General features: G+C 68.2%; 23 protein-coding genes. 11 read left to right on the top strand and 12 right to left on the bottom strand.

Annotation, left to right across the window (positions count from 1 at the left end):
• Window positions 1–170 precede the first annotated feature (170 nt).
• From AMYAL_RS0123865 to sfnG, 4 genes are read left to right on the top strand one after another with little or no spacing between them, the layout of a single operon-like run.
• A complete protein-coding gene (locus tag AMYAL_RS0123865; RefSeq protein WP_020633782.1) occupies window positions 171–725 on the top strand; it encodes a sigma-70 family RNA polymerase sigma factor in 555 nt (184 codons plus the stop codon).
• Between the two features lie 11 nt (window positions 726–736).
• Window positions 737–1,099 (top strand): zf-HC2 domain-containing protein, encoded by a 363-nt coding sequence (locus AMYAL_RS0123860; RefSeq protein WP_245193003.1) that lies wholly within the window; start codon window positions 737–739, stop codon window positions 1,097–1,099.
• A 31-nt stretch (window positions 1,100–1,130) separates the two neighbouring features.
• Entirely contained in the window at window positions 1,131–3,953 is a 2,823-nt protein-coding gene (locus AMYAL_RS0123855) for an AAA family ATPase (RefSeq protein ID WP_020633780.1), read from the top strand.
• A 33-nt stretch (window positions 3,954–3,986) separates the two neighbouring features.
• Entirely contained in the window at window positions 3,987–5,114 is a 1,128-nt protein-coding gene (gene sfnG, locus AMYAL_RS0123850; protein WP_039795692.1) for a dimethylsulfone monooxygenase SfnG, read from the top strand.
• Window positions 5,115–5,129: 15 nt separating this feature from the next.
• On the opposite strand, the gene AMYAL_RS0123845 is transcribed toward sfnG, so the two are convergent.
• The 4 genes from AMYAL_RS0123845 to AMYAL_RS0123830 form a co-directional block, all read right to left on the bottom strand.
• Window positions 5,130–6,866, bottom strand: a complete 1,737-nt coding sequence (locus AMYAL_RS0123845; RefSeq protein WP_020633778.1) for a hypothetical protein — start codon at window positions 6,864–6,866, stop codon at window positions 5,130–5,132.
• 112 nt (window positions 6,867–6,978) lie between these two features.
• Window positions 6,979–8,094, bottom strand: coding sequence for a bifunctional RNase H/acid phosphatase (locus tag AMYAL_RS0123840; RefSeq protein WP_020633777.1), 1,116 nt, complete (start codon window positions 8,092–8,094; stop codon window positions 6,979–6,981).
• Window positions 8,091–8,828 carry a zinc ribbon domain-containing protein gene (locus tag AMYAL_RS0123835; RefSeq protein WP_020633776.1) on the bottom strand — a complete coding sequence of 246 codons (738 nt, stop codon included), beginning with the start codon at window positions 8,826–8,828 and terminating at the stop codon, window positions 8,091–8,093. Before AMYAL_RS0123835 ends, AMYAL_RS0123840 begins: the two co-directional genes overlap by 4 nt.
• Window positions 8,829–8,845: 17 nt before the next feature.
• Window positions 8,846–9,667 (bottom strand): Nif3-like dinuclear metal center hexameric protein, encoded by an 822-nt coding sequence (locus tag AMYAL_RS0123830; RefSeq protein ID WP_020633775.1) that lies wholly within the window; start codon window positions 9,665–9,667, stop codon window positions 8,846–8,848.
• Between the two features lie 31 nt (window positions 9,668–9,698).
• Between AMYAL_RS0123830 and AMYAL_RS0123825 the strand changes: the two genes are divergently transcribed.
• A complete protein-coding gene (locus AMYAL_RS0123825) occupies window positions 9,699–10,256 on the top strand; it encodes a chorismate mutase (RefSeq protein WP_020633774.1) in 558 nt (185 codons plus the stop codon).
• Window positions 10,257–10,487: 231 nt separating this feature from the next.
• Here the strand turns inward: AMYAL_RS0123825 and AMYAL_RS0123820 are convergent, their stop codons facing one another.
• Window positions 10,488–10,808 carry a hypothetical protein gene (locus tag AMYAL_RS0123820; RefSeq protein WP_020633773.1) on the bottom strand — a complete coding sequence of 107 codons (321 nt, stop codon included), beginning with the start codon at window positions 10,806–10,808 and terminating at the stop codon, window positions 10,488–10,490.
• Between the two features lie 130 nt (window positions 10,809–10,938).
• On the opposite strand from AMYAL_RS0123820, the gene AMYAL_RS0123815 reads away from it, so the two are divergent.
• Window positions 10,939–11,400, top strand: a complete 462-nt coding sequence (locus AMYAL_RS0123815; protein ID WP_020633772.1) for a low molecular weight protein-tyrosine-phosphatase — start codon at window positions 10,939–10,941, stop codon at window positions 11,398–11,400.
• Between the two features lie 23 nt (window positions 11,401–11,423).
• The gene (locus tag AMYAL_RS0123810; protein ID WP_020633771.1) at window positions 11,424–12,245 is read left to right on the top strand and encodes an SURF1 family cytochrome oxidase biogenesis protein; all 822 of its coding nucleotides are present in this window, start codon (window positions 11,424–11,426) and stop codon (window positions 12,243–12,245) included.
• A 370-nt stretch (window positions 12,246–12,615) separates the two neighbouring features.
• Here AMYAL_RS0123810 and AMYAL_RS0123805 read toward each other — a convergent pair whose 3' ends face one another.
• Window positions 12,616–13,572: a cobalamin biosynthesis protein CobD/CbiB gene (locus AMYAL_RS0123805; RefSeq protein WP_020633770.1), complete on the bottom strand. Its 957-nt coding sequence runs from the start codon at window positions 13,570–13,572 to the stop codon at window positions 12,616–12,618.
• Between the two features lie 39 nt (window positions 13,573–13,611).
• On the bottom strand, window positions 13,612–14,283 hold the full coding sequence (locus AMYAL_RS0123800) for a FadR/GntR family transcriptional regulator (protein WP_020633769.1): 672 nt from the start codon (window positions 14,281–14,283) through the stop codon (window positions 13,612–13,614).
• Window positions 14,284–14,409: 126 nt separating this feature from the next.
• On the opposite strand from AMYAL_RS0123800, the gene AMYAL_RS0123795 reads away from it, so the two are divergent.
• The 4 genes from AMYAL_RS0123795 to AMYAL_RS0123780 are packed head-to-tail and all read left to right on the top strand — an operon-like array spanning window position 14,410 to window position 17,149.
• Window positions 14,410–14,901 (top strand): gluconokinase, encoded by a 492-nt coding sequence (locus AMYAL_RS0123795; protein ID WP_020633768.1) that lies wholly within the window; start codon window positions 14,410–14,412, stop codon window positions 14,899–14,901.
• Window positions 14,901–16,268, top strand: coding sequence for a GntT/GntP/DsdX family permease (locus tag AMYAL_RS0123790; RefSeq protein WP_020633767.1), 1,368 nt, complete (start codon window positions 14,901–14,903; stop codon window positions 16,266–16,268). The genes AMYAL_RS0123795 and AMYAL_RS0123790 overlap by 1 nt, the downstream gene beginning before the upstream one ends.
• A gap of 48 nt (window positions 16,269–16,316) precedes the next feature.
• Window positions 16,317–16,643, top strand: a complete 327-nt coding sequence (locus tag AMYAL_RS0123785) for an ArsR/SmtB family transcription factor (RefSeq protein ID WP_026467385.1) — start codon at window positions 16,317–16,319, stop codon at window positions 16,641–16,643.
• On the top strand, window positions 16,640–17,149 hold the full coding sequence (locus tag AMYAL_RS0123780; RefSeq protein ID WP_020633765.1) for an SRPBCC domain-containing protein: 510 nt from the start codon (window positions 16,640–16,642) through the stop codon (window positions 17,147–17,149). The genes AMYAL_RS0123785 and AMYAL_RS0123780 overlap by 4 nt, the downstream gene beginning before the upstream one ends.
• Before the next feature lie 64 nt (window positions 17,150–17,213).
• Here AMYAL_RS0123780 and AMYAL_RS0123775 read toward each other — a convergent pair whose 3' ends face one another.
• The 5 genes from AMYAL_RS0123775 to AMYAL_RS0123755 are packed head-to-tail and all read right to left on the bottom strand — an operon-like array spanning window position 17,214 to window position 22,731.
• Window positions 17,214–18,218 (bottom strand): N-acetylglucosamine kinase, encoded by a 1,005-nt coding sequence (locus AMYAL_RS0123775; protein ID WP_020633764.1) that lies wholly within the window; start codon window positions 18,216–18,218, stop codon window positions 17,214–17,216.
• Window positions 18,203–19,468, bottom strand: a complete 1,266-nt coding sequence (locus tag AMYAL_RS0123770) for a 6-phospho-beta-glucosidase (protein WP_020633763.1) — start codon at window positions 19,466–19,468, stop codon at window positions 18,203–18,205. The genes AMYAL_RS0123775 and AMYAL_RS0123770 overlap by 16 nt, the downstream gene beginning before the upstream one ends.
• Complete coding sequence (locus AMYAL_RS0123765) at window positions 19,465–20,358, bottom strand: carbohydrate ABC transporter permease (protein WP_020633762.1); 894 nt, start codon at window positions 20,356–20,358, stop codon at window positions 19,465–19,467. The genes AMYAL_RS0123770 and AMYAL_RS0123765 overlap by 4 nt, the downstream gene beginning before the upstream one ends.
• Window positions 20,355–21,344 carry a carbohydrate ABC transporter permease gene (locus AMYAL_RS0123760; RefSeq protein ID WP_020633761.1) on the bottom strand — a complete coding sequence of 330 codons (990 nt, stop codon included), beginning with the start codon at window positions 21,342–21,344 and terminating at the stop codon, window positions 20,355–20,357. Before AMYAL_RS0123760 ends, AMYAL_RS0123765 begins: the two co-directional genes overlap by 4 nt.
• A gap of 4 nt (window positions 21,345–21,348) precedes the next feature.
• Window positions 21,349–22,731, bottom strand: a complete 1,383-nt coding sequence (locus tag AMYAL_RS0123755) for an extracellular solute-binding protein (protein WP_039794097.1) — start codon at window positions 22,729–22,731, stop codon at window positions 21,349–21,351.
• Window positions 22,732–22,739: the final 8 nt, after the last annotated feature.

Raw genomic sequence — 22,739 nt, 5'->3', positions numbered from 1 at the left:
CGACAGGTGTGATGTGCATCACACGACACATTTAGAACCGTTTATCGACCGCATACGTACCGGGCGGCTAATGGCAAATAGAGCACTACTGCACATGGTCCACGGCGATAGTCTGCGCTACGGTGTACGGACCCGTGAAATCCTCCACCGCTGGGGAGGTCGCAAACTTTATGGAAGCAGTGGGCAGAGAATGCCGATTCGGTGGCGAGCATCAGCCGAACGAGCTTTCCGAAGAGCTGATTTCGTTGCTGTACAAGGATTTCCGGGAGACACTGTTCGGGCAGGTGATGTACCTGACCGGCCATGATCGGCAATGGACAGAAGACGTCGTCCAGGAAACGCTGATCCGCGCCTGGCAGCATTCCGACACGTTGGACCGTGAACCCGGAATGCTGCGCGGCTGGCTGCTCACGGTGGCCCGGCGCATCGTGATCGACGGGTGGCGAAACCGGCGGGCCCGCCCGCAGGAGGTGGCGCTGGACAGTTCCGAAAATGCCGAAATGGTGGACCAAACCGATCGGTCACTGTCCGTACTCGTCATTTCCGAAGCGCTGCGCTATCTGGACAGCAAATATCAGGCGGTCATCTACGAGACGTATCTGACCGGACATACGGTCCGAGAGGCGGCGGTGATACTGGGAATCCCGGAGGGAACGGTCAAATCACGGCTGTACGCGGCGATGAGGACATTGCGACGGTCGTTAGGAGAGCTGGGTTCGCGATGATGAAGCGAAAGGTGAAACACACCGACGCGGCGGCGTACGTACTCGGTGTGCTCGACCAAGCCGAGGCGTTCGCCTTCGAAAGGCATTTGCGGGGCTGCGCACGCTGCGGCCGCCGGGTCGCGGAATTCACGTCGGTGGAGGACGCGCTGGCGAGGGCCGATCTGCGCTACCTGTCCCCCGGCGCCGCGCGGCGCTGCGGACGGCTGTCGATCACGGCCAACCTCGTCGTGGTCTTCCTGGTGTGCGTCATCGCGGCTTTGATGTCGTCACGGTCGTCCCGCCGGTTTCGGGAGACGTCGTCGGATACGGCCATCTTGACCCCTGCTCCCCTCGACGACCAGCGATTACTCCCACTTCCGCTTACGTTCGAGTAGTCTGCCGCAAGCCGACACGAAGGTCTCTACGGTGCATACCGAAGTAAATCCCGAGAGTCCCTTCGGCGGGCCTTCGGTACCGAAGTTTCCCGCCGGGTTACCGGGCCGCGAGAGCGAGCTCGACACGATCACCGGCCTGTTCCGGGCCGCCCTGCGCGGTCGCGCCACCAGTGCCGTGGTGGTCGGAGAGTTCGGCATGGGCAAGTCCGCGGTCCTCGGCGCCGCCGGCGAACTCGCGAAGGCGGCGGGGTTCACCGTCGCGATCGCCACCGCGTCCCGGCTGGAGACACAGCTGAGTGGCGGCGTCGGCCGTCAGCTGCTCGAAGGGCTCACCCACACACCCGCCGAACCAGGATCGCCGCGGCCGCACGCCGCCGATTCCCTTCCGGATCGCCGTCCCCGGAACGAGCAGGAACAGACGGCGGCGCTCGACGTCTTCTTCCGCACCGTCCGCGACGCCGCCGAGCAGGGGCCGGTCTTCCTCGGCATCGACAACATCCACCTCGCCGACCCGTGGTCGATGCGCTGCCTCGCCTACCTGCGGCATCGCGTCGGGCAGCTGCCGGTGATGGTCGTACTCACCTCCCTGATCGGGCATCTGCAGGGCGGCGAGGTCGCCCTGCTGGAGATGTCCGGCTGCACTCCGGCGACGATCCGGCTGCGCGGGCTGGGAACGCGGCACGTCGCCGAGTTCCTCCGCATCCCCCTCGGGCGGTTCGCCGAGCGATGCCGTGAGGTGACCGGTGGCAACCCGTACCTGCTGGGCGCGCTGCGCCGCCGTCTGGTGCCGGGGATGGATCCGGACACCGCGGGGTCGGCGATGGTCGGCGAGGTGCTGCGGGTCCGCGCGCACGAGTACACCGCCGCGCCGAAGATGCTCGAAGCCGTCGCGATCCTGGGCGAGGACGCGAGTTTCGACCTGCTGGCGCAGCTCGCGGGGGTCGACGAGAGCACCGCGCTGGAGGCCATCGACACGATGGTGCGCGTGCACCTGCTGACCAACAGCCACCGGCCGGCGCTGACCTACCGGTTCGTCCGCAACTCGGTGCTCGCCGACATGCCGCTCACCACCAGGGCAGTCACCCAGGCACGGGCGGCACGGCTCCTTCACGACGCGGGCGCCGAGCCGGAGCGGATCGGCGCCCACCTCCTGGAAGCGACCGCGATCAGGATCCCTTGGGCGGTCGACGTGCTGCGGCTGGCCGCCCGGCATTCGGTGGTGCGAGGCGATCCGGAACTCTCCGTCCGGTTCCTCTCGCGGGCGCTGGAGGAACGGCTCAGCGAACGCAAGCGCATGGCGATCCTGCTCCAGCTCGCGCACGCGGAATTCCACTGCGACCCGGATTCGGCGCCCGCCAGGGTGCGCGAAGCCGTCGACCATATCGACGACCGCGAAACCGCGGCCTTCGCCGCGACGGCCATGATCCTTTCACTGTGTTGCGGTCCGGACGCACGGCTGGCCATCAATTCGGCGGGCCAGTTCGCCGCCCGGCTCGACGCGGGCGGGCCCGACGCCGTCTGGCCGCTGCTGTGCATGACCTATCTCGCCGAGGCTGGCAGCAGGCTCGGGCCGCCGCCGGACTTCCGCGACTTCGAGCGGCAATGGGCGCCGCTGAACGATCCCGCCGCGCGACAGAGCCGGTCGGGATTGCTCGCGCTCGACACGGTGCGGAGCGGGAAGTCTTCGGCGGACGCCGTCCGGCATTTCGGCGAGGCGTTGTCCGGCGAGCAGCCCGAATTGTTCGAGCAGCCCTACTTCTTCACCCTCGCGACGGCCGTGCTCGCCGACGAGGCCGCCCTCACCGACAAGCTCTGCCAGGTACTCGACACCGAACGCCTGCCGTGGGACTTCCATGTGCCGAAGGGCGCCCTCGCCACTCTCGCCCGCGGGATCGCCCTGCAGGCGGGCGGCGACCTGGTGCGCGCGAGTGTCCATTACGAATCCCTGGTGCGGCAGTTCGACGAACGCGGCGCGGGCAGCCGGTGCCCGATCGCGGTGCTGTGCGCGGCAAGGCTGATCGAGATCTCGGTCGACCTCGGCCGCCACGAAGTCGCGGCCGCCCTGCTGGGCAAAATCGATTTCGGCGCCACACAAGCACTTTTCACGCACAACTACCTGCTCTACGCGCGCGGCAGGCTCCGGGCGGCCACCGGTGAACCCGAACTCGGCTACGAAGACCTCCGCGGCTGCGGCCGCCGTCTCGAACACCACGGCATGCGCTTCCCCGGCTTCGCCCCCTGGCGCGCGCACGCGGCCCGCACCGCGCTGGCGCTCGGGCGCACCGACGCGGCCGCCCGGCTCGCCGAGGAGGACCTCGACGCCGCGGAACGGTGGGGGACGCCGAGAATCCTCGGCGGCGCGCTGACCACGGCCGGTCTCGTCCGCGAGGACGGGCTCGGCGAGGAGGCCGAACGCCTGCTTGCCAAGGCCGTCGACGTCCTCGGCGGATCGACCGCGAAACTGGCGCTGGCCGAAGCCTTGACCGAACTCGGCTCGCTCCAGGCCCGGCATGGACAGGGCGAGAAGGCGGTCGTGACGCTGCGGCGGGCCGCGCAGGCGGGCAAGCACTGCGGGGCGCGTCCGCTCACGGGACGGGCGGCCGAAGCGCTGCGGTCCGCGCGGACGAGCCTGGCGACGGCGAAGGACAACGAACACGGCCTCACCAAACAGGAGTACCGCGTCGCGGTGATGGCGTCACAAGGTCTCACGAACCGGGAGATCGCCGAGGCGCTGCACCTGACCCGCCGCACCGTCGAACTGCATTTGTCCGGCGCCTACCGGAAACTGGGGATCACCGGACGCACCGAATTGGGTTCCGCGCTCGGCCGGTCTCACCGCGTGGACGGCGATTGACGGTTTCCGGGGGTGGCGGGTTCACTCCGCGACATGCCGGGAATCGAATCCGAACCACTCAAATTCGCCTATTGGGTCCCCAATGTGAGCGGCGGCCTGGTCACCAGCGACATCGAGCAGCGCACCGACTGGGGATACGAGTACAACCGGGATCTCGCCGTCCTCGCGGAGAACAGCGGGTTCGAATACGCGCTGAGCCAGGTCCGCTACACGGCCAGCTATGGTGCCGCCTACCAGCACGAATCGACCGGATTCAGCCTAGCGCTGCTGCTCGCGACGCAGCGGCTGAAGGTGATCGCGGCGATCCATCCCGGACTGTGGCATCCAGGGGTGCTCGCGAAGTTCATCGCCAGCGCGGACGTGATCTCCGGCGGGCGCGCGGCGGTCAACGTGGTCAGCGGCTGGTTCAAGGACGAATTCACGAACCTCGGCGAACCGTGGCTGGAGCACGACGAACGGTACCGTCGTTCGGAAGAGTTCATTCGTGTACTGAAGGAACTCTGGACGGACGACCATGCCGAATTCGCCGGCGATTTCTATCGGATCCACGATTTCGACATCAAGCCCAAACCGGTGGGACGGCCGCATCCGGAGATCTTCCAGGGCGGCAACTCCACCGCGGCGCGGAAGCTCGCGGGCCGCGTCTCCGACTGGTACTTCAGCAACGGCAAGGACTTCGACGGGTTCAGCGAGCAGGTCGAGGAGGTTCGCGGCTACGCGGCCGAGAACGACCACGCCGTCCGCTTCGGACTCAACGGCTTCCTCATCGCACGGGAAACCGAAAGCGAGGCGAAGGCCGTGCTGCGTGAGATCGTCGATAAGGCGAACACGGACGCTGTCGAAGGATTCCGCAACGCCGTCAAGCAGGCGGGAGGGTCCACTTCGGACAAGAAGGGGATGTGGGCCGACTCGGAGTTCAAGGATCTGGTGCAGTACAACGACGGCTTCCGCACCGGGCTGATCGGGACGCCGGAGCAGATCGCGGACCGGGCCATCGAGTACAAGAAGCGCGGGGCGAATCTGCTGCTGCTCGGGTTCCTGCACTACCTGGAGGACGTCGAGCACTTCGGGAAGCACGTGCTGCCGGTGATCCGGGCGAAAGAGGCGGACCTGGAGCGCGGTGCCGCCACCCCCGAGCCCGTGGCCGCCTCCACTCCCTGACCCCTCGAAATGCGTTTAGGGCAGGTAGACCGTCTGGCCGGGTTTCATGGTCGGGCCGCAGTCGTTGAGCGGGTTGCCGAAGCGCGCCTTCTCGACCTCCGGCATGGTCTTCGCCGCGTAGTCCTGGAGGGCCTTCAGCTTCTCCGGGCTGGAGACGGCGTCCTTGCGCACGAAGTCCCCGTTGCGCGGCCCGCTGCCCGGATACACGAAGATCGGCTCGTAGTCGCGGTCGATCCGCGGGTCGACGGTGATGCCGTTGCCGGCGGCCCACGGGCCCCACGAGTGGATGAACGTCGGCTTGACCTGGTCGAACAGGTAGTCGCGCAGCCCTGGAAGGTCGCCCTTCTTGAGGAAGTCCGCGACGTCCGCCTCGACCAGCCCGGCCATGTCGACCAGGTGCAGCCGGCTGGTCATCGACGAGCCACCGAGGTCGGGCAGCAGCAGCGATGCCTGCTGGAGGCCGAGGATGTCGGCCATGGTGTTGAAGCCGCGGCCGAAGCGGTCGGCGATGAGGCACGCGGGCACCGTCGGGGACTGCTGGAACTTCTCCGACGATGACGCGAAGCCCATCCCGGACGGGATCGCGGCCGCGACCAGCACGAGCACCACGACGGCCCGCAGCACCGCCCGCGAACGGCGCAGCAGTTCACCGGCGGCCAGCGTTCCCGCCAGCGCGGCGAGGATCCAGATCGGGGTGGCGAAGCGGTGCTGGCCCATCCAGTCCGGGACCATCACGCCGTAGGCGATGATGCCGAGCGCCAAGGGCGTCAGGAGCGCGACGAACGCGCCCCGCCAGTCCGCGCGGACCAGCGCGTATCCGATGGTCAGCGCCAGCAGGATCGTCCCGGCGACACCGGCGTAACCGACCAGCTCGAACGGCTGCTTCAGCGCCGAAAGCCCCGGCAGGCCCTGCCCCTTCGCGATGGACGGGTTCGCCAGCAGCCTGCCGAACTCCGCGATCCGCCAGGTGAGGTACGCCCCGAACGGGATCGCGAACGCGACCACCGACACCACGACGAACTTGACGCTCCGCCCCAGCAGCGGCTTCCGCAGCTGGAACAGGACGACGAGCGGGTACGCGGCGCCGTAGATCAGGCCTTCGGGGCGGGTCAGCGCGGCGAACGCGACCAGCACCCCGGACCAGACGGCGACCTTCGCGGTGAGCACGGTGTCCTTGCGGACGGCCACGAACAGCAGTACGGCGAGCCAGGCGACGGCCATCCCGAACAGGGAGTTCTCCAGACCGGAGACCGTCCAGATGACGAACGACGGGATCGCGGCCAGCGTCAGCCCGGTGACCAGCGTCGCCAGCCAGGCGAAGCGCTCGAAGATCTGCTTCGCCGCGACGTGGCAGGCGGCCAGCGTCCCGGCGGTGAACAGGAGCCCGAGCAGCTTCGGGAACAAGACGTAGTCGGGCAGGCCGAACAGTGTTCCGCTGTCGAAGAGGCCGACTAGTTTGCCGAGCGCCACCAGCACCAGCCAGGTCGAGTTCGACCAGCCCTCGACCGACGGCTGGCCCGGCTGCAGCACGGGGCCGAGCCCGTCAGCGAAGCTGCGCGCGTAGGAGAAGGTGATGGCCGCGTCGTCGACGATCCAATGGCCGTAGAGGGTGGCGTGCCAGGCCAGCGCCGCGACACCGGCGAGTACCGCCAGGTACGGCGCGATCCGGGCGGCCAGGCCACGACGGCCCGGCGTGTCGGCCGGGTCGGGCACGTCTTTTTCGGAAGCTTCGCTGAGTGCGCTCGCCGTCATGTCCCCGTCTTTGCCTTTTCGCTCACGTGCCCGTCGTCAAAACTGTAGCCAATACCCCATGACGCGCTCGCGACACGTCATATCCAGGCGTGATCCGCACCACATTCTCCGGCTAGGACAGGTGCGAGATGTCGTTCACCAACCGGACCGAGGCGTTGCCGTCCGGGTAGAACTCGACGATCGACAGCGAGGCCAGATCCAGGTGCAGGCGGAACAGCAGCGAAGGCCCGGCGTCCAGCCCCATCCGCAGCAGCGCCTTGATCGGCGTGACATGGCTGACCAGCACGAGCGTCCGGCCGCCGTATTGCGCGATCAGTTCGTCGCGGGCCTTGCGGACCCGCCGGTGGACGCCGTCGAAGCTCTCCCCGCCCGGCGCCGCGATCGACGTGTCGGAAAGCCAGTTGGTCTGGAAGTCCGGGTCGCGGTCCATGGCCTCTTTGAAGGTGAGGCCCTCCCAGTCGCCGAAGTCGGTCTCGATCAGCCCTGGGTGAGTCTCGACCCGGCCGCCGAGCGCGTCCGCGATCGCCTGCGCGGTCTGCTGGGTGCGGATCAGCGGCGACGCGATGATCGGCGCGACCTCGCCGTCGACGACCAGGCCTTCCATCGCGCCGAGGCGTTTCGCGGCGGCGGCCGCCTGCTGCTTGCCGTGCTCGGTGAGCGGCACGTCGCCGCGGCCGGAGTACCGCTTGTCGACCGACATCGCCGTCTGGCCGTGCCGCACGAGGAGCAGTTTCGTCGGCGTTCCGGTGGCACCGGTCCAGCCGACGGGGCTGACCCTGTCCTGCTTCACGATCTTCTTCGCCGGTTCCGGCTTCTTCGTGGCCCCGGCGTCCATCGCCTCGTTCGCGAGTCCGTCCGCGTGGGAGTTCTCCGCGCGCGGGATCCACTCGTAGCGCACACGGGAGAAGCGCGCCGCCAGCTCCTTGGCCTCGGCGTTCAGCGGCTGCATCGACGGGTGCTTGACCTTCCAGCGCCCGGACATCTGCTCCACCACGAGCTTCGAGTCCATCCGGACGTCCACTGTGGACGCGCCGAGTTCGGCGGCCGCGGTGAGTCCGGCGATCAGGCCGCCGTACTCGGCGACGTTGTTGGTCGCGATGCCGATGAAGGCCTTGCGCTCGGCGAGCACCTCACCGGTGGCCGCGTCCTTGACGACCGCGCCGTAGCCGGCGGGGCCGGGGTTGCCCCGCGAGCCGCCGTCGGCCTCGATCAGCACGTGGTCGGTCACAGGCCGGACTCCAGCGTGCGCACCAGGATGGCGCCGCAGTTCTCGCACTGGATGACGTTGTCCTCGGGAGCGGCCTTGATCTCGGCGATCTCGCGGCGGTCGATGTCGAGCTGGCAGGCGCCGCAGCGGCGGGCCCGCAGCAGCGCCGCGCCGATGCCCTTGTGCGCCCGGACCCGCTCGTAGAGCTTCAGCAAGTCTTCCGGGAAGCGCGGCAGAAGCTTGGCGCGATCCTCGTCACGGCGTGCCTTCGTGGTGTCGAGGTCGGTGAAGTTCTCGTCGCGGCGGCTGGCGGCTTCGGCGACTTCGCCCTCGGCCTTCGCGACCTCGGCGCTGGTGCGCTGGGCGTCGAGTTCGAGCGCCTCGCGACGTTCCATCAGCTCGAGCAGGTCGTCCTCGAGCGCGGACTGGCGCCGGTTGAGGCTGTTCAGCTCGTGCTCGATGTCGGTCATCTGCTTCGCCGCGACGGAACCGGATTCGAGGAGCTTGCGGTCGCGATCGCCACGGGCGCGGACCGACTCGATCTCCTTCTCCTGGCGGGCGATCTCGCGGTCGAGGTCGGACGCCGCCGTCTGGACCGAGACCAGCGCGTCCCGTCGTTCGCGCACCGTCTTCTCGCCCGCGTCGACCTCGGCGATCTCCGGCAGGGTGCGGCGGCGGTGGGCGGTACGCGAGAGTTCCGCGTCCACCTTCGCGAGTTCGAGCAGCTGGCGCTGGACGGCGGGGTCGGCCTTCACGGTGCTCCTTGAAGTTCTTAGTGCTCGGTTCGGGTGGCCCGTAGCGTCCACGGGTCGGTGCACCGCGTGGAGACGTGAACGTCGACGTTACCCGTAAACGCGGCGCGGACGACGGCCGAGGCTTGCTCACACCACGGCCATTCGCTCGCCCAGTGCGTGACCCCGACCAGGGCGGGGACTTCGGCGTTCTCGGCGAGGTGCTCGCCGGCGGGATGATGCCGGAGATCGGCGGTGACGTACGCGTCGACCCCGGCGGCGGTGGCCCGCTTGAGATAGCTGTCGCCAGAACCGCCGGAGACGGCGACCCGGCGGATCGGGCGGGCCGGGTCGCCCGCGCCGTAGACCCCTGGTTCCGTGCGGGGCAAGGCGTTCGCGACGCGTTCGACGAAGGCCGAGAACGGTTCGGGCGCGGGCAGTTCGCCGATGCGGCCGATGCCGGTGACGCCGTCCTCGCGGGGGTCGAGCGGGCCGAGGACGGTCAGGCCGATGGCGTCGGCGAGCGCGTCGGAGACACCGGGTGACGCGGAATCGGCGTTGGTGTGCGCGCAGTAGAGGGCGACACCGGCGCGGATCAAGCGGTGCACGAGACGGCCCTTGGTGCTGTCGGCCCCGACGCCGTGGACGCCGCGCAGCAGCAGCGGATGGTGCGCGACGATCAGCTGCGCGCCGCCGTCGATCGCCTCTTCGACGGTCTCGTCGACCGGGTCGACGCAGAACAGGACCTTGTCCACGTTCTCGGCAGGGTCGCCGCAGACGAGTCCGACGGCGTCCCACGATTCGGCGAGTTCGGGCGGGTACGCCTGCTCCAGGGCGGCGATGACTTCGGCAAGCGCGGGCACCGGGGGATTTTCGCATGTAGCGTTTCCTGGCATGCGACTTCGGGTGCTCGGTGTGTTGCTCGTGGCCGGACTGCTGGCGGTGCCCACGCCGGCTTCGGCGTCTTCGGGTTTCTGGAAGCTGACCGAGCTGGCGGCGCAGCGGGTGCAGATCGCCGACAAGGTCGCGGCCGCGAAGTTCGGCACGCCGTCGCCCATCGACGACCCGGTGCGCGAACGGCAGATCCTCGACTCGGTCGCGGCGAAGGCGCCCGGCCTCGGTCTCGACGCGGACGGTGTCGTGCGGTTCTTCCGCGACCAGATCGAGGCGAACAAGGTCGTGCAGCGCGGCCTGTACGCGCGGTGGACCGAGCACCCCGGCACGCGGCCGCCCGGACGGCCCGATCTGGCGACCGAGGTCCGGCCGTTGATCGACCGGCTCAACGCGGGCCTGCTCGCCGAACTCGCGGCGACCCGTGACACGCGGGCGCGGCGGTCCTGCGACGTGCGGCTGGCGGTCACGGTGCGGCTGGTCGACGCGCGACGGGGGCTGGACCGGCTGCACTCGGTGGCGCTCGGGGAAGCCGTCAGGTCGGCCTGCACGCACCCCTGACCGCAGGGCGGGAGCAAGGGACCTTTGGTATCACCTGGCGCGCTGACCTGCGGAAAGAGAGCAAGGGACCTTTGCTATCACCTGGGTCGCCCCGGCCCGCGCCGCGTGTCGCGAAAGCCACTTTCGCGACGTCAGATGTCCCGAAAGTGGCTTTCGCGACATCCCCTGATCTGCCGCTTGACGCCCTGACCTGGGGAAAGAGAGCAGGGGACCTTTGCTATCGCCCCTGCGTCAGTCCAGCGCCTTCGCGTCCTTGTTGACCGCCCAGCGACCCGCAGCGCGCATGACGCGACCCGTCCACAGCATCGCCCGATAGGCCTTCGTCGAGTGATCGGGAATGTCGGGCTGGACGACCTGGTACGGCGCAACGGACGCGCTCGTCCGGAGGTGCAACGGCATCCTGGTCATCGCCTCTTTCGGCGATCTCGCCTGGACGAAGTGGTGCTCCGAAAGGATCCGCCCGACCTCGTAGGGGTGCGGATGCTTGACGGTGATGCGGTACCACCGGAGCCCGGTTGCCGGGGACTCGACGATGGGTGTTGGTGCGCTCATACGCGACCTTCCTGCGTGTTTCTCTGCAGGAGGTCTACTCCCGCTTCGCCCCGGCTTGCCAGCTTCGCGCGCCCGGTAGCCGTTCAGAGCCGGTGAGCGGTCGATCTCCGGCGGCCTTCACACTGATCGGGTGCTGCACATCGTCTTCGTCTGTTCCGGCAACATCTGCCGCTCCCCGATGGCCGAGCTCGTCTTCCGCGCGAAGGTCGAGGAAGCCGGTCTCGACCATCTCGTGCAGGTGTCCAGCGCGGGCACCGGCGGCTGGCACGTCGGCGAGGCCGCCGACAAGCGGGCCCGCGCGAAGCTGGCCGAACACGGATACCCGACCGGTCATGTCGCGGCCGAGGTCGACCGCGGGCATCTGGCCGCCGACCTGCTGCTCGCGGCGGACGACAGCCACCTGTCGTTCCTCCGACGCAAGGTGTCGGACCCGGCGAAGGTCCGCCTGCTGCGCGAGTTCGATCCGACAGCGCCCGAAGGCGCCGAAGTCCCCGACCCGTACTACGGCGAGGACGACGGTTTCGAGGACGTCCTCGGCATGATCGAACGGGCCGTTCCGGGCCTGCTCGACTGGGTGCGCGCACACGCCTGAGGCGGACCGCATACCGTGGTGGGGTGCGGTTGAAGTTCCTGCTGAAGCCTGGGTGGCTGGCCTTGACGTTGGTGGTGTTCACCTTCGCCGTCACCTGCTTCACGCTGCTGGCGCCGTGGCAGTTCTCCCGCAACACCGAACGCGAGCACCAGAACGCGGCGCTGCGGGAGTCGTTCTCCGGGCAGCCGAGGTCGCTGGACCAGCTGCTTCCCGGCGGAGCGGTCCCTGATCAGCGCACCGAATGGCACCTGGTCACGATGAAGGGCACGTACCTGCCCGAGGGCGAGGTCGTGGCCCGTCTTCGCTCCGTACAGGGCGAAGCGGCCTTCGAGGTGCTGACGCCCTTCAGGACTGTCGAAGGCACGGTCGTGCTGGTGGACCGCGGGTACGTCCGGCTCGACGACAAGTCGCGCGCCCTCCCCTTCGCCGCGCCGCCAGCCGGAACGGTCGACATCGTCACGCGGGCACGTCACGACGAGCGGGACGGGAAGAACCGCGACGCCTTCGCCGACGAGACGACCGGCGGGAAGCTGCAGAGCTACGTCGTCGATTCCCAGGTCGTCGCGCGGGCCGCGAAACTGGACATCCGGCCGGGCTACTTCCAGCTCGACCTGAACCAGCCCGGTGTGCTCGGCGCTCTGCCGCTGCCGCAGACCGACGCCGGACCGTTCTTCTCCTACGCGCTCCAGTGGATCGCGTTCGGGGCGATGGCGCTGATGGGCTGGCTGTACTTCACCGTCCGGGAGCTGAAGCCGGGCGGCGCGCTGACCACGGAACGGCCACAGCGGCGCAAGAGTGTCGCCGAGATGCTGGCCGAGGACGAACGCTCCGAAGTGGCCACCTGATCTGAGGCGAAAATGGCTCTTTTATAGGTCCATTCCGCGCATGCTGATTCACCCGTGGGACGCTGCCCACGGGTGACGCCGAATGGCCGCTCACGGATCGACGCGGAGCTGGAGCGGCGCGGCGGCCCTGGCGACGCGCGGGTGCGGGCACAGCTGGCGCGACGGGAGCGATAGCAAAGGTCCCCTGCTCCCCTGAGGTTGGCGGCTAGGCCGTCTCGCGGTGACTGTGTGGAGATAGGGACACTCAACGTCCCTATCTCCACACACCTCCTCGACCGGCCGCGACAGCAAGGGTCCCTTGCTCCTTTTCCGCAGGTCAGAGCCTCAGGTGATAGCAAAGGTCCCTTGCTCCCGCCGCGCGGAAGCGGGCTCAGCGTCGTCGTCGCCGAAGACCGACGAGACCCGCCAGCACCACCGAGCTGATCGCGCCCAGCCACCCGACCACCCGCGAGAGCTCCACGGCCCGCGTCACGTGCCCGGCGTCCGGGTTGCGGCCGATGCCGAGCACCGGCAGTTCCTCGACCCCGTGCGGGTACACCGTCCGCCCGCCGACCCGGATCTCCAGCGCCCCGGCGAACGCGGCCTCGACGCGGCCCGCGTTCGGGCTCGGATGCGCGGCCGTGTCCCGCCGCCAGGCCCGCCACGCGCCGCCCGCCGAGCCGCCGACGACCGGCGCCGCGAGTACGGTCAGCCCGGCCGCGACCCGAGTGGGTACGAGATGGACGATTTCGTCCAGCCGGGCGACGAGCCAGCGGTACCGCTCGGGGCGTCCCCTGCCGAGACCGCGCAGCAGGCTGAGCACGCGCGAACCGAGCAGGCCAGGCACGCCTGCCAGTGCGCCCCACACCAGAGGGGCGATGACGACGTCCGAAGTGTTTTCGGCGAGTGTCTCCACCGAAGCGCGCGAAAGGCCGATGACGCCGAGTTCGTCGGCGACCCGCGGGTCCAGTGTGGACAGTGTGCCGCGCGCGGTTTCGAGTTCGCCTTCTTCGAGGTCCCGTGCCAGTGACGTGCCGTGCGCGGCCAGTCCGGCGGCGCCGAGGACGGCCCAGGTGGTCACCGCGGTCGTGGTCGCCTGGAGGACGGGACGGCGCCGTCCGGCGCGTTCGGCGAGCACGCCCGCCAGTACGGCGGAGCCCGCGAGGCCGCCGGTCCACAGCACTCCGGCCGCCGGATGCTTCGAGCGGACCTTCGCGTCCACCGCCGAAGCCGCCCTGGCGAACGCCGTCACCGGACGCCGTGACCGGGGATCCCCGATCGCCCCGTCCGCGGCCACCCCCAACACCAAGCCGATCGCGCGCGCCGCGCTCACCGTCGCCCCCTGCATGCAAGTTTCCCTCGAAGACCTGCAGAGATTACTCGAAGATCATCCGTCCAGATGGACGGCCATCTCGTCACGCGCCTGGATGACGATGTCCCGCATCGCGCGTTCGGCCCGGTCAGGATCACCGGCGTCGACGGCTGCCGCGACCTCGACGTGCAGCGCGACGGCCTCGGGCTGGGGTTCGTCCGGCATCAGCCCGTGCCCGGTGCGCCCGGCGAGGACTTCGGCGACGACGGCGGAAAGCTGCGCGAACATCGGATTCCGCGACGCGGTCAGCAGCAGATCGTGGAAAGCGACGTCGTGCCCGAGGAAGGTCACGAGGTCCCGACGATGTGCCGTCTCCTCAAGCCGCTTCGCCAGGGCCCGGAGACGGCCGCCTTCTTCCGGCGTCGCCCGCAGCGCCGCGAACCGGGCCGCGCACGGTTCGACGCCGGAGCGCAATTCGGTCAGCGTGCGCAGCGCGGTCTTCCGCTCGGAGCCGTCGAGTTGCCAGCGGAGCAGTCTCGGGTCGTAATGGTTCCAGTCCCGCGGCTCGCGCACGGTCATCCCGACCCGGCGTTTGCTGCTGGTCAGGCACATCGTCTCCAGGACACGCACGACCTCGCGCGCCACCGTGCGGGACGCGCCGAACCGCTCCTGGAGTTCGTCGGAACGCAGCACCGCACCCGGCGGGATCTCCCCGTTGACGATCGCGGAGCCGAGCGCGTCGAGCATTTCGGCATGCCTGTCATTGCCCACCAGGCGACCTTAACGTTCTGATTCGATTAAGTAGTACTTGATGTTGCTTAAGTAGTACTTTTGAGCTGTACTCGTCGGGCTACAGCGACGTGGGAGGTACGGATGACCGTCATCGTGGTGATGGGCGTTTCCGGCTCGGGCAAGACGACCGTGGGCACGGAACTGGCCGAACGCCTCGGCGTGGACTACGCCGAAGCGGACACGTTCCATCCGAAGGCGAACATCGACAAGATGAGCTCCGGCCATCCGCTGAACGACGAAGACCGGCAACCCTGGCTCGAAGCCATCGCCGCCTGGATCTCCGACCATCAGTCCTCCGGCGGCGTCGTGACCTCCTCCGCGCTCAAATACCGCTACCGCGACGTCCTGCGCGGCGGAGGCGACGTCTGGTTCCTGCACCTGCACGGCAACCGGGACCTGCTGGCGAGCCGGATGAAGACCCGCTCCGGGCATTTCATGCCGGTGTCCCTTTTGGACTCCCAGCTCGCCGACCTCGAACCGTTGCAGCCGGACGAGTTCGGTCTCGTCGCCGACATCTCGAAGTCACCGGACGCGATCGTCGACACCGCCCTTTCCGCCCTCAAGGATCGCTGATGACCACCACTCTCGCCGCCGCCTGGACCGGACACGACACCCGCCTCATCGGCGCGACAGTGCTCGCCATCGCCGTGATCGTCGTCCTGATCACCAAGGCGAAGCAGCATCCGTTCCTGGCCCTCATCCTCGGCTCCGGCGTACTCGGGCTCGTCGGGGGCATGCCGGTCGACAAGCTGATCAAGAGCTTCAGTTCCGGCGTCGGCTCCACCGTCGCCTCGGTCGGCGTGCTGATCGCGCTCGGCGCGATGCTCGGCAAACTGCTCGCCGATTCCGGCGGCGCGGACCAGATCGTCGACACGATCCTGCGCCGCGCGGGCAACCGCACCCTGCCGTGGGCGATGGCGCTGGTCGCCGCGCTGATCGGGCTGCCGATGTTCTTCGAGATCGGCCTGGTGATGCTGATCCCGGTGATTCTGCTGGTCGCCAAGCGCACCGGGAAACCGTTGATGATGCTGGGAATCCCCGCGCTCGCCGGGCTTTCGGTGTTGCACGGCCTCGTCCCGCCGCATCCCGGCCCGCTCGCCGCCGCGGGCGCACTGAACGCGAACGTCGGCCTCACCCTGGCCTTCGGCCTGCTCGTCGCGATCCCGACGGTGGTCATCGCCGGACCGCTGTTCGGCAGGCTCGCCGCGAAAATGGTCCCGGACGCCGTCGCGCCGGAACGGCTCGTCCCCGAGTCTTCGTCGGAAGAAGGCCGCCGCCCCGGCTTCCTCGCGACGCTGTCGACAGTGCTGCTTCCGGTCGTGCTGATGATGGGCAAGGCGCTCGCGGACATCCTGCTGGACAAGGAAAATCACCTCCGCCGCGTGCTCGACTTCATCGGCGACCCGCTGGTCGCCCTGCTCGCCGCGGTCCTGCTCGGCATGTTCACCCTCGGCAAATCCGCGGGCTTCACGCGAGACAAGCTTTCGTCGACGGTGGCCGACTCGCTCCCGCCGATCGCCGGCATCCTGCTCATCGTCGGCGCGGGCGGCGGATTCAAGCAGACCCTCGTCGACGCCGGGGTCGGCAATGTCATCACCGGCCTGGCCACCGGCGCGAACCTGTCGCCGCTGCTGCTCGGCTGGCTGGTCGCGGTCGCGATCCGGCTCGCCACCGGCTCCGCGACGGTCGCGACCGTGTCCGCCGCCGGCATCGTGGCCCCGCTCGCGGCGACCATGGACCCGTCGCACAGCGCGCTGCTGGTGCTGGCGATCGGCGCCGGTTCACTGTTCTTCTCGCACGTCAACGACGCCGGGTTCTGGCTGGTCAAGGAGTACTTCGGGCTTTCGGTCGGGCAGACGCTGAAGAGCTGGTCGATCATGGAGACGATCATCTCCACGGTCGCGATCGCGCTGATCCTGCCGCTGGGCGCCCTCCTGTAGCGAAGCCATCGGTTGACATGTGACCTTTTGGTCACCTATTCTTCCCTCGTGCCCGACGACGACCTGGTTTTCAAGGCTCTGGCGGATCCGACCCGCAGGTTCCTGCTCGACCAGCTGTTCGCGCGTGACGGCCGCACGCTGACCGAACTCGAGTCTGAAGTGGACATGAGCCGGTTCGGCGTGATGAAGCATTTGAAACTGCTGGAAGAAGCCGGACTTGTCGTCACGCGCAAGGAGGGCCGGGAGAAGAAGCATTTCCTCAACCCGGTTCCGATCCGGCAGATCCACGACCGGTGGATCGACAAGTTCACCGAGCGCAAGGTGACCGCGTTACTCGACCTCAAGGCCGAACTCGAAACCGAGGAGCCCTCATGACCGACACCCAGGTTTACCGCGTCTACATCAAAGCCACCCCGGAGAAGATCTGGGACGCCATCACGAAGCCCGAGTGGTCGCAGAAGTACGGCTACAGCGGCCTGGTCGACTACGACCTCCGGGTGGGCGGCAAACACGCCACCCACCCGACGAAGGACTTCATCGATGCCGGGTTCACCAACGACCTCACCGACGGCGAGGTGCTCGAAGTCGATCCGCCGCGCAAGCTGGTCATCACCTGGAAACTGCTGATGGACCCGGCCTTCGACAAGGAGCCGTACACCAAGCTCACCTACGAGATCGAAGAGACGAAGACCGCGGGCACCAGGCTGACCGTCACCCACGACGTCACCGGCGCGCCGACGACGGCCGCCCTGGTCAACGGCTCGCAGGAGGACATCGACGCCGGACCGGGCGAGAACGCCGGTGGTGGCTGGAACTGGATCCTCTCGGACCTCAAGTCCCTGCTGGAGACGGACTCGCCGCTCGTCCCCGCCGCCTCCTGAGCCGATAGTCCGTGAAGGCCTCCTTCCCTACCTTGAGAGTAGGGAAGGAGGCCTTCACGGACATTCAGACCCGTTTGGTCGCGGCCTTCAGGGAGGACTTGGCGGTGTCGGGGGCGCCGATGGTGTCCAGCGCGAACAACGCCGCGCCGACCACAGGGGCGACGTCGACAACCTGCACCGAAGCGCGCGGAGCCACCTTCAGGCACCGCCGCTCGATCTCCGCGATCACCGGCGCGCCGACCCCGGTCAGCACTCCCCCGCCGAGGATGACTTCGGGCGCTTCCCCGGTCAGTTCGAGCCGCCGCAGGATGACCGTGACCAGGACGGCGACCTCGTCGACGAACCGGTCGACCACGTCCTGCGCCACCTCGTCGCCGCCCGCCGCGACGGCGAACAGCAGCGGGCACAGGCCGTGGATCGAATCGGTGTGCAGATCCTCGAAATGCAGCCGCCGCACCACTTCCAGTACCGAAGACGCCTTGAAGTGCGCGGCGACGGCCGCCTGCAGGGCCGTGCCGGGGCCTCGGCCGTCTTCGGCGCGGACGGCCCACCACAGCGCCTCCTCGCCCAGCCGGTAGCCGCCGCCCCAGTCGCCGGAGATCTTGCCCAGCGCCGGGAATCGCTGCTCACGGCCGTCGGCGCTGACGCCGGCCCCGTTGATCCCGGCGCCGCACACCACCGCCACACCCGTTCCGTCGGAACTGCCCGCGCGCAGCAGCGCGAGCGTGTCGTTGCCGACGATCAGCGTGTCGCTCCAGCCGCGGGCGGCCAGCGCCGCGTGCAGGATCGCTTCCTCCTGCGGGAAATCCAGCCCCGCGAGGTAGGCCGACGTATGTGCCGCGAAGGGACGTTCGTCGGGAATCCCCGCCCCGCGTAGGGCCTCCAGGACCAGCCTTTCCAGCAGCTGGACGCTGGCGTCGACCCCGATGTTCTGCGGGGACGCGCCCGGCCCCCGCGACTGCCCGAGCACCCGGCCGTCCCGCGAGACGATCAGGACGTCGGTCTTGCTGTTGCCGCCGTCGATCGCGACGACGACGTCCCGTGTGCCGGCCGTCATGCCCCCGCCCACGGCAGGAACTCACGGTTGATCTGCACGAGGGTGTCGGCGAGCTGATCGGCCTTGGTGTACTGCCCGACCAGCGGATGCGCGAGCAGCGCGTCGGCCACCCGGTCCCGGCCGCCCTTGATCGCCGCTTCCAGCGCGAGGTGCTCGTACGCGGTCACCCCGGCGATGAGCCCGGCGAACCGCTGTTCCACCGGCGCCTGCGGGATCGGACGAGGACCGTTCCCGTCCACAAGGGACGGTACTTCGATGACGGCGTCGTCCGGCAGAAAGTCGAAAGTGCCTTCGTTGCGGACGTTGACGACGTGCTCCTCCGCGGGGCCGCCCGAAGTCAGCGCGTGCACGAGCTGCACCGCGGCCTCGGAATAGTAGGCGCCGCCCCGCTTCTCCAGCTGCTCCGGTTTGGTCACCACCTCCGGGTCGAGGTACACCTTGAGCAGTTCCTCTTCGACGTCGCTGACGACGTCCGCGCGCGGCCGCTCGGTGCGCTGCTTCATGACCTGCTCGTCGTGCCCGTAGTAGTACTTCAGGTAGTACGACGGCACGACGTTCATCCGCCGCATCCACTCCACCGGCGCGGTGACGTGCTCGCCGAGGAACTCCGCGTGCTCCCCCAGCAGTTCCGGCAGCCGGTCCACGCCGTCGACGAGCACCTGCCGTTCCCAGCTCAGGTGGTTCAGTCCGGTGTGGACGAGTTTGACGTCGTCGGTCCCGGCGCCGAGCAGATGCGCGAACGTGCGCTGGAGGTGGATCGCGACGTTGCACAGCCCGACCGCGCGGTGCCCCTCGTTCAGCAGCGCGCGGGTGACGATGCCGACCGGGTTGGTGAAGTTGACGATCCAGGTGTCGTCCCCGGCGATTTTCCTTACCCTGTCGGCGATGTCGAGCACCACCGGCACGGTGCGCAGCGCCTTCGCGAGGCCGCCCGCGCCCGTGGTCTCCTGCCCGACACAGCCACAGGCGTGCGGGAACGTCTCGTCCCCGCGCCGCGCGCGCTGCCCGCCGACCCGCAACTGGATCAGCACCGCCGAAGCCCCGTCGACGCCCTCTTCGAGGCTCGCGGTGGTGCGGACCCGCGCCGGATGCCCGGCGTGCTCCAGCAACCGGTTGCTGAAGTCGCCGACCGCCTCCACCCGGTAGGCGTCCGGATCGATCAGCACGATCTCGTCGACGTCCAAAGTGGACCGCCGCCCGGCGATCCCGTCGATCAGTTCGGGCGTGTACGTGGAACCGCCACCGACGACTGCCAGTTTCATCCCTTGACCCCTGTGAATGTGATGCCCTTGACGAAGGACTTCTGCGCGAACACGAACAGCACGATCACCGGCAGCATGATCAGCGCGGTGGCCGCCATGGTGAGGTTCCATTCCACGTGGTGCATACCGCGGAACGACGCGATCGCCAGCGAAAGCGGCCAGCTGTCACGGGTTTCACCGGTGTAGAGCAGTGGACCGAAGTAGTCGTTCCAGGTAAACAGGAAGCAGAACATCGCGGTGGCCGCGATCCCCGGCTTCGCCATCGGGATCAGCACCTTGACCATCGCCTGGAACTCGTTGCAGCCGTCGATCTTCGCCGCTTCGAGGTAGTCCTTCGGAATGGTGAGGAAGAACTGCCGCAGCAGGAAGATCGAGAAAGCGTCGAAGAAGAAGTACGGCACGATCAGCGGAACCAGTGTCCCGGTGAACCCGAGCCGCACCCACAGGTCGTACAGCGGCACGACGGTGACCTGCGGGGGGAGCATCATCGCGGCGACGGTCAACATGAAGAACAGGTTCTGCCCGCGGAACTTCAGCTTCGAAAGCGCGTACGCCGCCGGGATCGCCGAGACGAGCGCCCCGAAGGTGGCCAGCGTCGAATACAGCATGCTGTTGCCGAAATACTGCAGCAGCGGCGCCTTTTCGAACACCTCGATGAAGTTCTCGAAGTGCCATTCCTTCGGCCAGAAGTTCGACGAAAGCGCCTGTTCGCTGGACATCACCGCGGTGAGGAACACGAACAGGATGGGCAGCATGAAGATCACGCCCATCGCGATCCCCACGCTGTGCGTCGCGATCCAGTACAGCTTCTTGTCCCATTTGCGCCGCACCCGCACCTTCGGCGGTTCGGACGCCGGGGCGGCGCGCCGGGGCTCGGCCAGGGTGGTCATGCCCCCTCCTCCTGGTGCTGGGTCTTGCGCATCTGGCGGACCAGGATCCAGGTGAACCCGGCCGAGACGATGAACAGCAGGACCGCCATCGCCGCCGCGTAACCCATGTTGAAGTACCGGAATCCCTGGACGTACAGCCAGACCGGGTAGGTCAGCGTCGAATTCTGTGGTGCGCCGATGAATCTGGTGTTGCCCGCGACGTCGGCCGCGCCCGCGGCCGACGAGCCCGCGACGATCGCCTGCGTGAAGAACTGCAGCGCGAAGATCATCGAGTTGACGACGCCGAACAGCAGCACCGGCGAGATCGACGGGAGCGTGACGTGCCAGAACCGGCGGACCGGCCCCGCGCCGTCGAGCTGAGCGGCTTCGTGCTGTTCCTGCGGCACGTCGAGCAGCGCCGCCAGGATGATGATCATCAGCTCGCCCGAACCCCACATCACCAGCAGGGTCAGCGCGGGCTTCGACATCGCCGGATCGTTGAACCACAGGCCGCCGTCGATGCCGATCGTCCGCAGGAACGCGTTGACCGGGCCGTATTCCGGGTTGAACAGGAACACGAACGCCAGGGTCGCCGCGGCGGGCGGGGCCAGCGAAGGCAGGTAGCAGAGCGTCCGCACCAGGCCTACGCCCGACTTGAGCCGGGAGATGATCGAGGCGACGCCGAGCGCGAACACGACCCGGCAGACCGTCAGGACGATCACCAGCCACAGCGTGTTGTACGCGGCGGTGCCGACCAGCTGTTCGCTGGTGAACATCCGGATGTAGTTGTCGAAGCCGATGAACTCGGGCGGGTTGATCAGGTCGTAGCGGGTGAACGAGTAGTACACCGTGGCGATCAGCGGGTAGCCGAAGAAGATCAGGAACCCGAGCATCGCCGGCGCGATGAAGTAGAAGACGGTGCGACGACGGCGTGCCGCGTTCCCCTTCCGCGTCCGGGTGGACGCGGAAGGGGAGGCGACCGCCCTGGAATCCAGGGTCGATGTCATGCGATCAGCCGCCGGCGCGTTTCTGGGCCAGCTCGTCGTTGATCTGAGCGTCGACCTGCTTGAGACCCGCGACCATGTCGGGGATGTTGCCCGCCTGCCACTTCTCGGCGAAGTCGTTGACGGCCTTGAGGTGCGCGTCACCGATCGGCGTCGACGGGTTGGGCAGCAGCTTCCCGCCGTTGTACAGGTCGAGGAACGTCTTGAACTCGGGGTTGACGTCGAGCTTCGGGTCGGTCAGCGCGGCCTTGGTGCTCGGGACGTTCTTCAGCCCGTTCGACAGTTCGACCAGCGTGGAGGTGTCGAGGGTGACCTGCTTGATCAGTTCCCAGGCCGCGCCGGGGTTCTTGGCACCCTTGGGGATCGCGATGATCGTGCCCGTGGTGAACGCGCCGCCGTAACGGTCCGGCTTGCTGTCGAGCACCGGCGGGGCCGCGGTGCCGAACTTCAGCGCCGGCGCCTGGTCCTTGATGAACGCGGTGCGGTACTCGCCGTCGATCATCATCGCGAGCTTGCCGCGCTGGAAACCGTGGTCCGCCGAGTACTCCTCGCCGAGACCTGCCTTGAACTGCTCGACCTTGGCGTGGCCGCCGTAGAAGTCGACCAGCTGCTTCTGGAAGTCGAACATCGCCTTCCACTCGGGGCTGTCGGCGAGGTGCGACTGGCCGTCGGGGCCGAGGTAGGTGGCGCCGAAGTTCGGGGCCCAGTACTGCGCGTAGTTGGCGTAGAACGGCATCGACGGCAGGAAGCCGGCGACCTTGATCGACCCGTCCGGGTTGAACTCGGTCAGCTTCTTGGTGGCCTCGAACAGTTCCGAGGTCGTCTTCGGCGGCGACGTGATGCCCTTCGCCGCGAACATGTCCTTGTTGTAATAGAAGCCGTAGACGTCGGCGAGCAGCGGCATGGCGCAGCGCTTGCCCTGGTACTCGGTGTAGCTGCGGACGGCGTCCGGGATCTGGTTCAGGTCGATCTTGTCGCGTTCGATGTAGGGCTTGAGATCCTGGAAGCTGCCCGTGGAACACCAGGCGCCGAGGTTGTCGGTGAAGAACGAGATCGCCACGTCCGGCGGGTTGCCACCGCGGATGGACTGGGTGATCTTGTCGTCGTCCTGCTGGCCTTCGTGCTTGATCTCGATGTTCGGGAACTTCGCCTTGAGCTTGTTGAGCCCGGCGGTGACCACGTTGTACTCGCGGTCGGTGAACTTGCTGTAGACGGTCAGCGTGAGCTTCGCGTCCGCGGCGGGGGCGGCCGCCGCGTCACCCGACCCACCGTTCGGGCCGCTTGCGGCGCCCGAACAAGCGGACACCAGCGCGGCGACGGTGACCGCGCCGAGCACTATCGAGCCGCGCCAACGGCGGCCACTTCTCCGAACCTGGGTCGTGGAACTCATGACCCTCC

This window comes from Amycolatopsis alba DSM 44262, from assembly GCF_000384215.1.
GTDB lineage: Bacteria > Actinomycetota > Actinomycetes > Mycobacteriales > Pseudonocardiaceae > Amycolatopsis > Amycolatopsis alba.
Note: the sequence above shows the minus strand (reverse complement) of the source record. Positions and strands in the feature narration are given on the sequence as shown.

Excerpts from the sequence above, each read along its gene's own strand:
- AMYAL_RS0123865 (WP_020633782.1), top strand. The coding sequence starts at position 171 with ATGGAAGCAGTGGGCAGAGAATGCCGATTCGGTGGCGAGCATCAGCCG.
- sfnG (WP_039795692.1), top strand. The coding sequence starts at position 3,987 with ATGCCGGGAATCGAATCCGAACCACTCAAATTCGCCTATTGGGTCCCC.
- AMYAL_RS0123845 (WP_020633778.1), bottom strand. The coding sequence starts at position 6,866 with ATGACGGCGAGCGCACTCAGCGAAGCTTCCGAAAAAGACGTGCCCGAC.
- AMYAL_RS0123825 (WP_020633774.1), top strand. The coding sequence starts at position 9,699 with ATGCGACTTCGGGTGCTCGGTGTGTTGCTCGTGGCCGGACTGCTGGCG.
- AMYAL_RS0123820 (WP_020633773.1), bottom strand. The coding sequence starts at position 10,808 with ATGAGCGCACCAACACCCATCGTCGAGTCCCCGGCAACCGGGCTCCGG.
- AMYAL_RS0123805 (WP_020633770.1), bottom strand. The coding sequence starts at position 13,572 with ATGCAGGGGGCGACGGTGAGCGCGGCGCGCGCGATCGGCTTGGTGTTG.
- AMYAL_RS0123800 (WP_020633769.1), bottom strand. The coding sequence starts at position 14,283 with ATGCTCGACGCGCTCGGCTCCGCGATCGTCAACGGGGAGATCCCGCCG.
- AMYAL_RS0123795 (WP_020633768.1), top strand. The coding sequence starts at position 14,410 with ATGACCGTCATCGTGGTGATGGGCGTTTCCGGCTCGGGCAAGACGACC.
- AMYAL_RS0123790 (WP_020633767.1), top strand. The coding sequence starts at position 14,901 with ATGACCACCACTCTCGCCGCCGCCTGGACCGGACACGACACCCGCCTC.
- AMYAL_RS0123780 (WP_020633765.1), top strand. The coding sequence starts at position 16,640 with ATGACCGACACCCAGGTTTACCGCGTCTACATCAAAGCCACCCCGGAG.
- AMYAL_RS0123770 (WP_020633763.1), bottom strand. The coding sequence starts at position 19,468 with ATGAAACTGGCAGTCGTCGGTGGCGGTTCCACGTACACGCCCGAACTG.
- AMYAL_RS0123765 (WP_020633762.1), bottom strand. The coding sequence starts at position 20,358 with ATGACCACCCTGGCCGAGCCCCGGCGCGCCGCCCCGGCGTCCGAACCG.
- AMYAL_RS0123760 (WP_020633761.1), bottom strand. The coding sequence starts at position 21,344 with ATGACATCGACCCTGGATTCCAGGGCGGTCGCCTCCCCTTCCGCGTCC.
- AMYAL_RS0123755 (WP_039794097.1), bottom strand. The coding sequence starts at position 22,731 with ATGAGTTCCACGACCCAGGTTCGGAGAAGTGGCCGCCGTTGGCGCGGC.